The 14,493-nt window shown below is 41.2% G+C and carries 11 protein-coding genes; 7 read left to right on the top strand and 4 right to left on the bottom strand.

The window, feature by feature from the left end; translation table 11 throughout:
- Positions 1-105: 105 nt before the first annotated feature.
- Together FY557_RS02335 and pdhA are read right to left on the bottom strand one after the other, a co-directional pair.
- Positions 106-1,725, bottom strand: coding sequence for a pyruvate dehydrogenase complex dihydrolipoamide acetyltransferase (locus tag FY557_RS02335; protein WP_149245684.1), 1,620 nt, complete (start codon positions 1,723-1,725; stop codon positions 106-108).
- 108 nt (positions 1,726-1,833) lie between these two features.
- The gene (pdhA, locus tag FY557_RS02330; protein WP_149245683.1) at positions 1,834-2,835 is read right to left on the bottom strand and encodes a pyruvate dehydrogenase (acetyl-transferring) E1 component subunit alpha; all 1,002 of its coding nucleotides are present in this window, start codon (positions 2,833-2,835) and stop codon (positions 1,834-1,836) included.
- A 126-nt stretch (positions 2,836-2,961) separates the two neighbouring features.
- On the opposite strand from pdhA, the gene FY557_RS02325 reads away from it, so the two are divergent.
- Entirely contained in the window at positions 2,962-3,564 is a 603-nt protein-coding gene (locus FY557_RS02325; RefSeq protein ID WP_149245682.1) for a phosphatase PAP2 family protein, read from the top strand.
- Positions 3,565-3,573: 9 nt separating this feature from the next.
- Positions 3,574-4,053 (top strand): BlaI/MecI/CopY family transcriptional regulator, encoded by a 480-nt coding sequence (locus FY557_RS02320; protein ID WP_149245681.1) that lies wholly within the window; start codon positions 3,574-3,576, stop codon positions 4,051-4,053.
- 310 nt (positions 4,054-4,363) lie between these two features.
- Here FY557_RS02320 and FY557_RS02315 read toward each other — a convergent pair whose 3' ends face one another.
- A complete protein-coding gene (locus FY557_RS02315) occupies positions 4,364-4,786 on the bottom strand; it encodes an RNA recognition motif domain-containing protein (protein WP_149245680.1) in 423 nt (140 codons plus the stop codon).
- 479 nt (positions 4,787-5,265) lie between these two features.
- On the opposite strand from FY557_RS02315, the gene FY557_RS02310 reads away from it, so the two are divergent.
- The 5 genes from FY557_RS02310 to FY557_RS02290 all read left to right on the top strand — a co-directional run bounded on the left by FY557_RS02310 (position 5,266) and on the right by FY557_RS02290 (position 11,370).
- A complete protein-coding gene (locus FY557_RS02310; protein WP_149245679.1) occupies positions 5,266-5,667 on the top strand; it encodes an acyl-CoA thioesterase in 402 nt (133 codons plus the stop codon).
- Positions 5,664-6,224, top strand: a complete 561-nt coding sequence (locus FY557_RS02305) for a helix-turn-helix domain-containing protein (RefSeq protein WP_149245678.1) — start codon at positions 5,664-5,666, stop codon at positions 6,222-6,224. Before FY557_RS02310 ends, FY557_RS02305 begins: the two co-directional genes overlap by 4 nt.
- A gap of 351 nt (positions 6,225-6,575) precedes the next feature.
- Positions 6,576-9,416 (top strand): heavy metal translocating P-type ATPase, encoded by a 2,841-nt coding sequence (locus FY557_RS02300; RefSeq protein ID WP_149245677.1) that lies wholly within the window; start codon positions 6,576-6,578, stop codon positions 9,414-9,416.
- Positions 9,417-9,646: 230 nt separating this feature from the next.
- Positions 9,647-10,378: a DUF72 domain-containing protein gene (locus tag FY557_RS02295; protein ID WP_149245676.1), complete on the top strand. Its 732-nt coding sequence runs from the start codon at positions 9,647-9,649 to the stop codon at positions 10,376-10,378.
- Positions 10,379-10,503: 125 nt separating this feature from the next.
- Complete coding sequence (locus tag FY557_RS02290) at positions 10,504-11,370, top strand: polysaccharide deacetylase family protein (RefSeq protein ID WP_149245675.1); 867 nt, start codon at positions 10,504-10,506, stop codon at positions 11,368-11,370.
- A 116-nt stretch (positions 11,371-11,486) separates the two neighbouring features.
- On the opposite strand, the gene FY557_RS02285 is transcribed toward FY557_RS02290, so the two are convergent.
- Positions 11,487-14,255: a multicopper oxidase domain-containing protein gene (locus tag FY557_RS02285; protein ID WP_149245674.1), complete on the bottom strand. Its 2,769-nt coding sequence runs from the start codon at positions 14,253-14,255 to the stop codon at positions 11,487-11,489.
- Positions 14,256-14,493: the final 238 nt, after the last annotated feature.

The following is a 14,493-nucleotide window of genomic DNA, read 5'->3' as shown; positions in this document are numbered from 1 at the left end:
TATTCGTTATTCTATGGCCAAAATCAGTTGTAAACAACAATAAGAAACAAAAAAGTTTACCGGAATCCGGTAAACTTTTTTATTGGTTAAAACGTTGATCAGAAATTACAGTAACAAAGTTAACGGGCTTTCCAGATACGTTTTTAAAGTCTGTAAGAACTGGGCACCGGTAGCACCGTCCACTACCCTGTGGTCACACGCCAGGGAAAGCTTCATGATGTTTCCGACTACGATCTGTCCGTTTTTCACTACCGGCTTCTCAATTATGGCTCCTACTGAAAGAATAGCCGCATTAGGCTGATTGATGATGCTGGTAAAGGTTTCGATTCCGAACATTCCCAGGTTGGAAATAGAGAATGTAGAACCTTCCATTTCATTGGCTTTAAGACCTTTGTTTTTCGCTCTTCCGGCCATATCTTTCACCGCTGCAGAAATCTGGGTATAGTTCATCTGGTCTGTATTCTTAAGTACAGGAACAACCAGTCCGTCAGGAATAGCTACTGCCACCCCGATGTTGATATTCCCTCTGTGGATGATCTTATCACCTGCCCAGCTTGAATTCACCTGCGGGTGTTTTCTCAATGCAACAGCCGTTGCCTTGATGATCATATCGTTGAAAGAAATTCGGGTATCCGGTAAAGAGTTGATTTCTTTTCTCGCCTCGATGGCCTTATCCATATTGATCTCTACCATCAGATAGTAGTGAGGCGCAGAGAATTTGCTCTCGGAAAGACGTTTGGCAATTACATTTCTTACCTGAGAGTTCTGGGTTTCCGTATCCTCTCTTTGTACGAAGCTTAAAGCTGCCTGAGCTGCCGCAGGACTTGCCGACGGAGCCGAAGCTTCCTGCTTCGCAACAGAAGGCTGATAATTTTCAATATCTTTTTTAACGATTCTTCCGTTCTCTCCTGAACCCTGGATGCTGTTGATATCTACACCTTTATCCTGGGCCATTTTCTTAGCCAGCGGAGAAATTGCTATCCGGTCTGAAGATGAAGCATCAATTGCAGGAGCTGCTTTTTCCTCTTCTTTTTTAGGTTCGGATTTTTGTTCGGGCTGTTTTTCTGAAGATGAGCCTGTTGCCTTTGGAACACCTACGGCGGAAATATCGGTACCTTGAGGGCCGATAATGGCTAAAACAGAATCAACCGGAGCAGCACCGCCTTCTTCAACGCCTTGCTTCAGAAGCACGCCGTTGAATTCAGATTCAAAATCCTGAACGGCTTTATCGGTTTCGATTTCTGCCAGAAGATCTCCTTCTTTTACGGTATCCCCTACATTTTTGTGCCATTTCGCCACCTTCCCTTCCGTCATCGTGTCGGAAAGTCTAGGCATGGTAATTACCTCCACGCCTGCCGGAACTTCGGCATCAGCCTGTTCTATGCTTGTCGCGTTATTTTCCGTTTTATGGTCTTCCTCAGATTTTTTCTCTTCGGAATCGTTGGATTTAGGAGCTTCACCGCCGGTTAATCCGGAAATATCCTCGCCTTCTTTCCCGATAATCGCCAATACAGAATCTACTGCAGCAGCATTGCCTTCCTCTACTCCTACGTATAAAAGGGTTCCTTCTATTTCAGATTCGAAGTCCTGAACGGCTTTATCGGTTTCAATTTCTGCTAAAATATCACCTTCCTTTACTTTATCTCCTACTTTTTTATGCCATTTAGCCACTTTCCCTTCCGTCATTGTATCGGAAAGACGTGGCATTGTAATTACTTCTGCCATAATTTATTTTAATTTGAAAATTTGGTAATTTGTTAATTTGAAAATTAAAAAAGGATGTATGGATCTCATTTTCAAATTTTCAGATTCCCAAATTGACTCATTATTTTTTTAGTTTTCTAATTTGTCTAAGAACGGATAATCTTCCTGAGCATACACATACTCGTAGATTTTCTCCGGATCAGGATATGGGGAATTTTCCATGAACTCGATGCACTCTTCCACAAAATCCCTTGATTTGTTGTCCATTGCTTCCAATTCTTCTTCAGTTGCCCAGCTGTTTGCCAGAATTCTCTGTTTGATCAGCTCGATCGGGTCATCGTTTTTGTGGATGGCCACTTCTTCCTTAGACCGGTAAGGTTCTGCATCAGACATGGAGTGTCCTCTGTAACGGTAAGTTCTGGCTTCAATGAAGGTAGGCCCGTCGCCTCTTCTTGCTCTTTCGATCGCTTCGTAAGCAGCTTCAGCCACTTTTTCAGGATCCATGGCATCTACGGCAAGACAAGGCATTTCATAACCTAATCCCAGCTTATAGATGTCTTCGTGGTTGGCGGTTCTTTTTACAGAAGTTCCCATGGCGTACTGGTTGTTTTCCACTACGAAAATTACCGGAAGTTTCCAGTTCATCGCCATGTTAAACGTTTCATGTAATGAACCCTGTCTTGCAGCACCGTCTCCGAAGAAACAGATATTTACGGCTTTTCTATCGTAATATTTATCTGCAAAGGCAATCCCGGCTCCTAAAGGAATCTGTCCTCCTACAATACCGTGACCTCCGTAAAATCTGTGCTCCTTGCTGAAAATGTGCATAGATCCACCCATACCTCCTGACGTTCCTGTAGCTTTGCCACAAAGTTCGGCCATAATTCTTTTCGGATCTACTCCCATCGCCATCGGATGGATGTGGCATCTGTAAGCGGTGATCATACTATCTTTGGTTAAATCCATTGCATGGGTAAACCCTGCAGGAATCGCTTCCTGACCGTTGTACAAATGTAAAAAACCTCTGATTTTTTGTTTTAGATAAAGAGAACGGCATTTGTCTTCAAACCTTCTCCACATTGTCATATCTTCATACCACTTCAGGTATACCTCTTTAGAAAATTCTTTCATGTGTTAGCCTTTGCTTAATTATGATGAAATAGTTGAGCAAAATTATAAAAAAAACTTTGTTTTTATTGTATACCTACCCATTGTTTTTTTAGTTATAATATTATATTTACACCGTCAAACTTAAATATGGAAGAAAATCAGTCTCCGTTACTCCGGAAAATATCAAAAATCATCTCCGATTTTTTCAATCCTTTGCTTTCTTTATTCCTCTTTTTCGTTTATATGAGTTTTATGAAATACTCGCTGAAGAATTCAGCAATATACTTCCTTCCCATCCTGCTGATCATCATTGCTCCGGTAATGGCCTGGCTGGTTTGGAATGTAAAAACCGGACGGTATACGAATATGGATGTTTCCGACAGGATACAACGGAAAAGCCTGTATGTATTCATCGCTACGTGCGTGGTTTTTTATATTGCTTATAATTATTTTAAAAACGGCTACGTAGATCTGGTGATGCTTTTTATATTGATTCTGCTTTTTGCCCTGCAGATCAGTAATTTTTACATTAAAAGTTCCATGCATACGGCTTTTAATGTATTTGTGGCAGCTTTATTTTTTGCGCTAAGTCCAGCAATGGGATTGTTATGGCTGGCTATTGCCATCTTGGTAGGAATTACCCGCATTATCCTGAAGCGGCACACCCCAAAGGAAGTATTCATGGGCGCCGGAATTGCTTTTATGGTATCTTTTCTTTACCTTTATTGCAATATTCAATTTCAACATTAAGCATTCACTATGAAAATCAACCATCTTACCTCTGCGGAAGAAAATTTAATGAGGCTGTTCTGGAAGTTGGAATCCTTTTACCTGAAGGATGTTATGGAACAGCATCCTGAGCCTAAACCGCATCAGAATACCGTTTCTACCTATCTTAAAATATTAGTTGAAAAAGGATATCTCGCTACCGAAAAAGAAGGGAGAATCTTCAGATACAGGGTAGTTTTGCCTATGGATGAATACCGGAAATTCCTGCTGAAGGAGCTGGTGCATCATTTTTTCCATGATTCGGGGAAGGAAATTGTGAACTTTTTACTTCATGAACAAATCATCTCCAAGGAAGACCTGAAAGAGTTTAATCCGGTGGTTGAAATCAAGCCTTTAAAAGTAATTGAAGAATTTAAATACGCCGAAGAAATCCTGAATCCGAAAAAGGATAAAAAGAAAAATAAGGATAAGGACAAAGAGAAAAAGAAGAAAAAGAAGAAGGAAAAATAGAATAATTTATAGAAGATCAGGTGGATAGGACAGAACGAGGGATGCCGGAAGTTTTCTGTCATTATTATTGCTGATAATTTTAAATATCAAATCATATTTGTTAACCAATTTAAGAAAATACTCTGCATATTGGTTTCTATACGCTATTTTTTAAATTACCGGAATAAATTAAATATCACCTAATTCATTAACTCAAATTAAAGAAATGAAAGCCTGTCTCTCACGACAGGCTTTATTCTTGACGACTTTCAGTAGTATGACCTATCCTGAAAGTCATAAAAAAAGCGGCTCTAAAGAGCCGCCGTATTTTTTACCAACGTTTTCCACCGCCGCCGTTTCCGCCACGATCTCCACCGCCGTAGCCTCCACTACCGCCGCCGCTTCTGTTTCCGCCGCCGTAGCCACCGCCACCGCTTCTGTTTCCGCCGCCGTAACCACCGCCACCGGTTCTTCCACCTCCTGCGCTGTTACCGAAAGTTCTTCTTGGTTTTTCTTCTCTTGGCTTAGCTTCTGAAACATTAAGGGTTTTCCCGTTGAAATCTTTCTGATTAAGAGCCTCAATAGCTTGCTGTCCTTCTGCGTCCTCCATTTCGACAAATCCGAAACCTCTTGAACGTCCGGTTTCTTTATCTGTAATGATTTTTACAGAAGAAACCTCTCCAAATTCTGAAAATAAATCCTGCAACTCATAATCTTTAGTTGCGTAGTTGATGTTTGAAACAAAAATGTTCATCTTGATTAATAAAATTAAATAAGTTAAAAATGATTTGGTTTATAAAGGAAAAACAACATAAAGAATGAACAAATATTGATTCCAGCTATAATACAGGTGCAAGATACGATTATTAATTTCATGACCAAGTTTTTTTTGAAATTATTTTAATAAAATTTTCAACTAAAATATTATTTCGTTAAAAAGTATTAATTTATCGTTAAATATCGATGAATAATTACTAAAACAGTGGTATGTGTAAATTTATCAGGCAAAATTACACCTCGATTTAAAGAAATTATTTAAAGTTTCAAGCAAAAATAAGATAATGTGCGATTCGTAATTCCTAAAATCAGCGCAGTAAATAGTAGTAAATACCAGACATTTTATAATTTTAAATGGATTATTGAACATATAAATAATGCTTTTTTATATTACCCGGTCACGATTTTTTGAGAAACAGGATTTTAAAGTTAAATTTGCAGCATAAAATTTCAACAATGAATTATCATACCAGAAAATGGGTAAAACCTGAAGACCTCAATCCCAACCAATCTCTTTTCGGAGGCCGGCTGCTCCAGTGGATCGACGAAGAAGCGGCCTTGTATGCTGTTATTCAGCTTGAAAATAAAAAAGTAGTTACTAAATTCATTTCCGAAATCAATTTTGTCAGTTCGGCGAAGCAGGGCGACATCATTGAAATCGGTATCGAAGTTTCAGCTTTCGGATCCACTTCTATTACCTTAAGATGCGAAGTGCGGAACAAAATGACCCATCAGACCATCATTACCGTAGACAAAATTGTCATGGTAAATCTGGATGAAAGCGGAAATCCGGCCTCTCACGGTAAAACAAAGGTGGAATTCGTAAAAGACCGGTTAAGCAACCAAGGCCCTTTATGAAGATTTTCATCAAAAATATGGTTTGCGGCAGATGCATTTCTGCAGTGCAGGCCATTTTTAATGAGGCCGGCATTCCGTTGAAATCCGTTATCCTGGGTGAAACGGAAACCGGATCTGAACTTTCCGGAAAACAACTGGAGATGCTGGAGCAGAAGCTGAAAGAAACAGGTTTTGAAAGGATAAAAGATTCGGCCCGTCAGCAGACTGAAAAAATCAAAAACCTGATCATCGCTGAAATCAGCGCACTGGATATTGCAGAAGACTTTCTGCTGTCTGAGTTTTTAGTCTCGGTATTCCATAAAGATTACAGTGCGCTCTCCAAAGCATTTTCACAAAATGAAAATATTACGCTTGAACAGTTTTTTATCCTTCAGAAAATTGAAAAAGTAAAGGAACTGCTCCTTTATAATGAATTCACACTAACGGAAATTGCGGGAAAACTGGGCTATAAAAGCGTCCAGCATCTGTCTTCCCAATTCAGAAATGTTACAGGCTTCACTCCTACCGAATTTAAAAAGCTGAAAGTCCATAACCGGAAACCACTGGATCAGGTTTGAGGGTTTTAGGATTTTAGCGTTGCAGAGTATAAGAGTTTGAGGGTTTATAAATGAGAGAGCATTTTTTAATCAAAATTTGAGTTTATCTGAACCTAGTTAGTCTCTTAAATCATAAAAGATTATAGTTAGAGTATCAGACGCCATATGCTATTATTTCCAATCCTGATACTCTAATATTGTACTATTATCCAACCCTTAACACTATCACCTCCCACCCTATAACTCTCCAACTCACCCGCACTTGTTGCCCCAAAACTTAGAAAAGACACTTAATTTTATACATATTATCCTTAAATTTATAACAGGCTTCCGGCCATGTACCGGAAATTTGTACGATAAATCAGAAGGATCATGAAAAAGCAATATACCGTTACCGGAATGAGCTGCTCAGGCTGTCAGAAAAAGATTTCTGAGAAGCTGAACAGGATAGAAGGCATAGAAGCCGACGTCAATCTGGAAACCCATACCGCAACCATTACCTCCGGTCAGCAGCCAGACCTCAATACTTTAAATAAAGCCCTTGAAGAAGCCGGGAATTACAGGCTTGAAGACCCGGATCTTCCCCAAAGAGAATTTGTAAAACCCCAGGACCGCATTTCTCCGTCTTCGGTATATTACTGCCCGATGGAATGTGAAGGCGATAAAGTGTATTTCCAGCAGGGAAAAAGATGCCCGGTCTGTAATATGTACCTGGTTCCTATTGAGGAAAAACAGGCAAAAGATCCGAATTTCAAACCGGCTTATTCCAAAACCCATCTTCCCGAAAATTTTAAGGATCATATCGGAGGCTATTACTGCCCGATGTTTTGTGAAGGAGATGAAGTATATCAGGAAAAAGGAGATTGCCCGGTCTGCCACATGCATCTGGAAGAAATTACGGAAGAGCTGCTCAGCAGTTTCGGAATGCATACCCATCAGCACCAACCTCATCAGGAAATACCAAAAGTCAGCGATGAAATGGCGGGAAAATACTATTGCCCAATGTATTGTGAAGGGAACAAAGTGTATGACAGCAATGTAGGCTGTCCGGTCTGCGGAATGGATCTGGTAAAATATCCGGAAAAGAAAGCAGCCCAATATACCTGCCCGATGCATCCTGAAATCATCCGGGATGAACCGGGCGACTGCCCGATCTGCGGGATGGACCTGGTAAAAATGCCGGATAAAGAGCAGAATGAACATGATGAAACCTACAATATTCTGAAAAGAAAGCTGATTATCTCACTGGCTTTTACTATTCCGGTGTTTATCCTTTCCATGGGTGGAATGCTGATTGATTTTCCGTTTTCCCATCAGAGCCAGGGCCTTGTCGAGCTGATCCTTTCGCTGCCCGTTATTTTTTACTCCGGCTGGTTCCTGATGAAAAGAGGCTGGGTTTCATTTAAAACCCGGAACTTAAATATGTTCAGCCTCATCGTGCTTGGGGTTGCGGCAGCATTTCTTTTCAGTCTTACCGCTTTAATTTTCCCTGATCTTATTCCTCATGAAATCAGGGGGCATAATCATGAAATTCCCCTGTACTTTGAGGCGGTATGTGTCATCTTAACGCTGGTAATCCTGGGACAGCTGATGGAAGCTGCCGCTCATAAGAAAACGGGAAATGCCATCCGTGAGCTGATGAACCTCTCCCCTGACGAAGCCCATCTCATCGTCGGCGGACAGGAAAAGAAAGTCCTGCTTTCACAGGTAAAGGAAGGTGATTTCCTTAGGGTAAAACCTGGTGAAAAAATTCCGGTGGACGGAAAGATCACGGAAGGAAATTCGGTGGTCGATGAAAGCATGATTACAGGCGAACCGGTTCCTGTTGAAAAAAAGGTTGATGATCAGGTAACGTCCGGAACCATTAACGGAAACCAGACCTTCGTCATGAAAGCGGAAAAAGTAGGCGATCAAACCCTTCTGTCCCAGATCATCAAGATGGTGAATGAAGCCAGCCGCAGCAAAGCCCCGATCCAGAAGCTGACGGATCAAGTTTCTAAAGTCTTTGTTCCGACGGTAATCGGTATTGCGGTTCTTACTTTTGTCTTATGGCAACTATTCGGTCCGGAAGGCCAGCGGACCTTATTTGCTTTCGTCAATGCCGTTGCCGTTTTAATTGTTGCCTGTCCGTGTGCATTGGGCCTTGCTACACCAATGTCACTGATGGTAGGAATCGGGAAAGGCGCTAAAAACGGGATTTTAATTAAAAATGCAGAAGCCCTTGAACATATGAATAAAGTGAATGTCCTGATTACCGATAAAACAGGAACCTTAACAGAAGGGAAACCATCGGTTGAACATATTGAAGCTTTGGACAATAATCAGGATCAGATAATAAAGCTGGCTTACTCACTGAACCAGAATTCGGAACACCCTTTGTCGAATGCCGTTATTCAAAAAGCAAAAGACCAAAATATTTCCGCAGAAAAGATACAGGATTTTGAGAATATTTCCGGGAAGGGTGTGAAAGGAAATTACAATGGAAAAATAATCTACCTTGGAAATGAAAGCCTGCTGACGTCATACCAGATTCAGATCCCGGAAAGCCTGAAGCGCAAAGCCGTTGATGTTCAGTCTAAAGCACACACGATTTCCTATGTTGCCCAGGATCAGGAAGTGCTAGGTTTCATAAGCTTTACCGATAAGATCAAAGAAAGTTCCAAAAGAGCGGTTCAGCAGCTGATGGCCGAAGGGATTGATATAATTATGATGACAGGCGATAATGAACATGCCGCCAAAGCCGTAGCTGATGCATTGGGAATTAAGCGTTTTAGAGCCAGCTGCCTGCCGGAAGATAAATTAAATGAAGTAAATAAACTGCAGCAGCAGGGAAAAGTCGTCGCAATGACCGGCGACGGTATCAACGATGCTCCTGCCCTGGCCCAGGCCAACATCGGAATTGCGATGGGAACCGGGACGGATGCTGCTATTGAAAGCGCGGAAATTACCTTGCTGAAAGGCGATATCCTCGGTGTGGCCAAAGCGAAACTTCTTAGTGAAAATCTGCTGAAAAATATTAAAGAAAATCTATTCTTTGCCTTTATTTACAACGTGCTGGGCGTGCCCGTTGCGGCAGGATTATTGTACCCGTTTTTCGGGATCCTGTTATCACCGATGATTGCAGCTGCGGCCATGAGCTTCAGTTCTTTATCGGTAATCTTAAATTCCTTAAGGCTAAATTCGGTTGATTTAAGTATTAAATCCATTAGATAAATGGCATACATTTTTATTTAACCCCTTTGCGCATAAGTCACATCAAATTTAGATATTCCCATAATGCGCGTATTTTAGATTACAAAAGAAAAGAATCGATAAATTTTGGATACCGTCAGGTAAACGCTGTATTTGTCATTTGCATGGATTTTAACTTACAGAAATATTCATCGTCATTTTGAACATACGTGGAAATCAATGGAAGAATTTAAACATTAAAAAAGAAAAATATGGAAAAAGAAAATCTTTATATCGGCTGTTCGGGGTTCTATAACAATGACTGGAAGGGTTCGCTGTATCCTGAGGATGCCAAGAGCAAGGACTTTCTTACACTGTATTCCCAAGCTTTTAACTGTGTGGAAATCAATTCGACGTTTTACAGGAAACCCACGGCCAAAACCTTACAGAAATGGACAGATGAGACAGCGGAGGATTTCAGGTTTTTTATTAAAATCCCAAAGACTATTTCACACGAAAAAAGGCTGAAAGATTGCCGGGAGGAAATCTCCGAATTTTGTCAACATATTCAAAATAATTTAAAGGAAAAACTCTCAGGATTTCTGTACCAGTTCCCGCCATCGTTTAAAAACAGCCCTGAAAATATTGATTTGATTTTGAACAATCTGGATTTCAGCCATGTCAACGTCATTGAATTTCGTCACGAATCCTGGTGGCGGGATGAAATATTCAAACTGCTCAAAGAAAATCATGTCATTTTTTCCGGTGTGAGTTTTCCGGGAAATCTGCCGGAAGATGTTATTGTCAGTCATGCGGACATTCTCTACTACAGGCTCCATGGAAAACCCGTTCTTTACAAATCGGAATACAGTGAAGAATTCATTAAAAATCTGGCTGAAAAAATCCGGAATTTTAAACATAAATCGTTTATCTTTTTCAATAATACCTGGGGAACGGCGGCAATCAAAAATTCTCTGTATTTAAAAGAACTGCTGGAAAAATAACAGTCTGAAAATAAATTATTAAAATCACCTTAAAAGTAATTTCAAAGCTAAAATCGGCATGTTTTTTGTTAAGAAATATTTGGAAAAATTAACAATTTTTAACAACAAAAATTCCATTAAACTTTATGACAAAAACTTTTGCGGAAAGGTCTCTAAAAAAGACTTTTCTGGGGATGTTTGCATTGATGAGTGCAACTTCAATTTTATTTAACAGCTGTAATCAGAAAAAAGACAAAAAAGAATCATTAAACACGGTTCCTGAAGACCATCCCGTCGCAAAAATTGTCCCCAAACCCGATGATGAAAAAGTTCCTGCCGGCAAAAGGGTAATTTACCTTACCTTCGACGACGGCCCCAACCGCGGAACGGAAAATCTCCTGAAAATTCTACATAAAAGAAACGTTTGTGCTACGGCTTTCCTGGTCGGCAAACATGTGTACGGGAGCAAGAAACAACAGCAGGATCTTGAACTCCTTAGAAAAGACCGGTTGGTAGAACTGGCTAACCACAGCTTTACGCATGCCCACAACAAGTACACCGGTTTTTATAAAAATCCGGCAGCCGTAGTTCATGATTTTGATACCGCAAAAGACAGCTTACGGCTGTACGACCAGATCGCCAGAACTCCGGGAAGGAATATCTGGAGGCTGAACAACATCACCGTAACCGACCTTAAAAGTTCCAAGGAAGCCGCGGACCAGCTGAAACAGGCCGGCTATAAGGTGGTTGGCTGGGACCTGGAATGGAAACCCACCCACACAATGGCACTGAAAGGAAAACATGAGGAAATGCTGAAAAAAGTAGACAGTATATTCTTCAATGATCTTGAAAAAACATCCAGACACCTTGTTTTTCTTACGCATGACCAATATTTAACCGATGGAGATTCCATCAACGAACTGGATCTTTTCATTGAAAAACTTCAGAAAAGCAACCGGTTTGTATTCAGGAAAATTTCTGAATATCCGAAGATCAATGAGGTGCTGAATTAAATGTTTTTTAGCCGGGAATCTGAATACTGCAATAAAAAACAGCTGTCCGAAAGTTTGGACAGCTGTTTTTTTAGCAAAACCTATGAGGTTTACTGGTCTTTTTAAAAGAGAATCAATTAATACATCAAAGTAATTCCGGCGCCCCAGCCCGTTTCATTATCATAATTGCCGGACAATGAAAACCATTTCTGAACAATGTAGCGGAGGCCGGTTGAAAATTCCCCGTCGGAGTTCAGTGTGAAATTCCCCCTTAATCTTCTTGAGATCGGGATATCTTCTCTCTGAAACTCCAGCAGGACTTTCCCGTGCTGGTCGATGCTTGCATCAGCGGTAATCAACATCGGCAACACATATTGTACTCCGACGATCAAGGCGCCTTTGGTCTTTGAAGCTTTCTGCTGACCGAACCATGTTTTCCTGCCGTGAAAATCCATACCCACTGCTTCTGCCATCTGCCGTTCCATGATCTCATGGTTGTTCCGGATCCTGAATCCTGCATAAGGCAGCGCCCACTGGAATTTTCCTAAAAATCTTCCTGCTTTGAAATTTCCGTCAAAGTGGTTGAAATCCCAGTTGGAGTGGAACTCATTCAGGCTGACCCATCTCGGTCCGAACATCGTCATGGTTTCCGCGTGAAGCTTATTTGAATTGACGTCCAGCATGGCCATGGAGCTGATCATCCGGTTGTCTTTCATAAAGCTTTTCCAGGCCAGCTTCCTATTCGGCAGTTCCGGATTGGGCTTTGAATCTTTATAGCTGAACACCCTTCCCATTCCGGCCATCATGTGGTACAGGATGTGGCAGTGGAAGAACCAATCACCATCCTGGTTGGCGGCAAACTCAATGGTATCGGTTTCCATCGGCATAATATCCACGACATTTTTCAATGGCGAATATTCCCCTTTTGCATTAACCAGACGGAAATCATGGCCATGAAGGTGCATCGGATGGCGCATCATCGAATTGTTGTACACCGTAATTCTCAGAATTTCCCCTTTCTTCACCAGAATCTTATCGGTTTCAGTAACGGTTTTATTATCCAGTGTCCACAAATAATGGTTCATATTCCCTTCCAGCGTAAATTTCAGCTCCCGTACATTTTCTGAAGGCAGGATTGTTTTCTCTGGAGATTTCAGCATGTTATAGGATAATCTTTTAATGGATTTTTCTTCGGACATATCCATTTGCTGATGCTGTGAATGTCTTTCATCTTCACTCTCCTTTTCTTGGCCTATCATTTCGTTCATATGCTTCATAGTCATTTCCCTCTGGTTTTCGGAAAGTTCGGGATACATCACTTCATTCATGTCCATCATCTGGTTGCCCATCGTCATGTTCATCGGTTTCATGTTTCCGCTGATGCTCATCATGGCGTTCATCATTTTCATTCCTTCAAAGAGCATGAGCCGTGGCAGATCAGGAGCATTCACTTTGTGTCCCGATCCGAGCCAGAGCGAAGCATGTCCGACCCGGTCTTCAGACGTAGCGCGGAATTCAAAGCTTTTATTTTCAGGAATGGTGACCTCAATATCGTAGGTTTCAGAAACCCCGACGATCAGACGGTCGACCTCTACCGGAACTACTTCATTACCATCATTCGCCACCACTTTTATTTTCCCGCCTCCGAAATTCAGCCAGAAATAGGTAGAAGAGCCGCCGTTGGCAACCCTTAACAGCACTTTATCCCCTGCTTTTAAGTCTGCATAATCTGAACCCGGCTGCCCGTTGATAAGAAACCGGTCGTAATAAACATCACTTACATCCATGGCTTCCATTCTTTTCCATTCGTTCAGCAGCTTGGTACCGAAATTTCCTGACTTAAAAGCTTCACCATAACTCTGTACCGTATTTTTCCGGATGGCATACCAGTCGGTGTTGGCCATATGGAGCCGCCGCGCAATCTGCTTCGGATTTTCATCAGTCCATTCTCCCAGCAATACAGGGATTTCACGGGTGTAATTCGTCCCGGGATTCCCTTCTCTTTTCCTGAAAACCAGAATCCCATTCATGCCGATCTGCTCCTGAAGGCTTTCATGGGAATGGTACCAATAGGTTCCATTCTGAGAAACCCTGAATTTATACAGATGGGTTTCTCCCGGTTTTACCGGTTTGGTGGTCAGGTAAGGGACACCGTCGAATTCATTCGGTAAAATAACTCCGTGCCAATGGAAACCCGTATTTTCTTTCAGTCTGTTGTGAAGGTAAATTTCAGCGGTATCGCCTTCCGTAAAATACAACGTCGGGGCCTGAAGCTTTCCGTTGACTGCAATGGCGCGACGGTTTTTTCCGGTAAAATTGACGATGGTATCTTTTACATATAAATCATAACGGACCGTTCTGCCGCCAAAGCTTAGTTTTCCATTTGCCGTATTCTTTTTTAATGCAGAATTATTGGTTTCTGATTCAGGATATGATTCAGTCTGATCTTTGGCCTCCACTAAATCCATTCCGCATCTGGGACATTTCCCCGGTTTGCCGGAAATCACTTCCGGATGCATCGGGCAGGTATATTTTTTCTGATGCCGAGCATGAATCTGAGGTTCAGTCTTTGATCCCGATGATGTTTCCTTACGGATTTTATCTTTCGGATCAGCAGCCTTTTTGCCGAAAACTTCTTTTTTCACTGCCGGTTTTTCAGCCGTTTTCTTTTTAATTTCCGTTGTTTTTATTTCTGTTTTCGGAGCCGGTCTGGCCTTTGGTTTTATTACCGTTTTGGGTTTAACTACAGCCGTCTTTTTAACCAGTGTCATGCCGCATTTCGGGCAGTCTCCCGGTTTTGATGACACGACATCCGCATGCATCGGACAGGTAAAATGGGTTTTTGCAGTTTGTGAAAAGCTGAAAACAGAAAATAAGAGCAGCAGAAATAAGATGAATTTTTTCATAATATTCTGTGACTTTTTATATTTAACTGCAAAAGAAATAAAAGACAATCATGCTGGTTAAGTACAAATGAGCATATTTATAATTCAAAAAAGCTATATCCAGTCTTTTGGAATTGTAATCATCCAGATTTGCGATTTGCAATTAAATAAGTTTAAGAAATGTTGTAAAGTTTGAATGTATAAGAATTAAAAATTAAATTCTGTTTCAAAGCATGCGGTTTAGCAAAGATATTTATCC

The sequence above is a fragment of the Chryseobacterium sp. SN22 genome (genome assembly GCF_008329705.1).
Lineage (GTDB): Bacteria > Bacteroidota > Bacteroidia > Flavobacteriales > Weeksellaceae > Chryseobacterium.
Note: the sequence above shows the minus strand (reverse complement) of the source record. Positions and strands in the feature narration are given on the sequence as shown.

Bases quoted from the DNA above. Each gene is read 5' to 3' on its own strand.
- FY557_RS02335 (WP_149245684.1), bottom strand. From the start codon at position 1,725: ATGGCAGAAGTAATTACAATGCCACGTCTTTCCGATACAATGACGGAA.
- pdhA (WP_149245683.1), bottom strand. From the start codon at position 2,835: ATGAAAGAATTTTCTAAAGAGGTATACCTGAAGTGGTATGAAGATATG.
- FY557_RS02325 (WP_149245682.1), top strand. From the start codon at position 2,962: ATGGAAGAAAATCAGTCTCCGTTACTCCGGAAAATATCAAAAATCATC.
- FY557_RS02320 (WP_149245681.1), top strand. From the start codon at position 3,574: ATGAAAATCAACCATCTTACCTCTGCGGAAGAAAATTTAATGAGGCTG.
- FY557_RS02315 (WP_149245680.1), bottom strand. From the start codon at position 4,786: ATGAACATTTTTGTTTCAAACATCAACTACGCAACTAAAGATTATGAG.
- FY557_RS02310 (WP_149245679.1), top strand. From the start codon at position 5,266: ATGAATTATCATACCAGAAAATGGGTAAAACCTGAAGACCTCAATCCC.
- FY557_RS02305 (WP_149245678.1), top strand. From the start codon at position 5,664: ATGAAGATTTTCATCAAAAATATGGTTTGCGGCAGATGCATTTCTGCA.
- FY557_RS02300 (WP_149245677.1), top strand. From the start codon at position 6,576: ATGAAAAAGCAATATACCGTTACCGGAATGAGCTGCTCAGGCTGTCAG.
- FY557_RS02295 (WP_149245676.1), top strand. From the start codon at position 9,647: ATGGAAAAAGAAAATCTTTATATCGGCTGTTCGGGGTTCTATAACAAT.
- FY557_RS02290 (WP_149245675.1), top strand. From the start codon at position 10,504: ATGACAAAAACTTTTGCGGAAAGGTCTCTAAAAAAGACTTTTCTGGGG.
- FY557_RS02285 (WP_149245674.1), bottom strand. From the start codon at position 14,255: ATGAAAAAATTCATCTTATTTCTGCTGCTCTTATTTTCTGTTTTCAGC.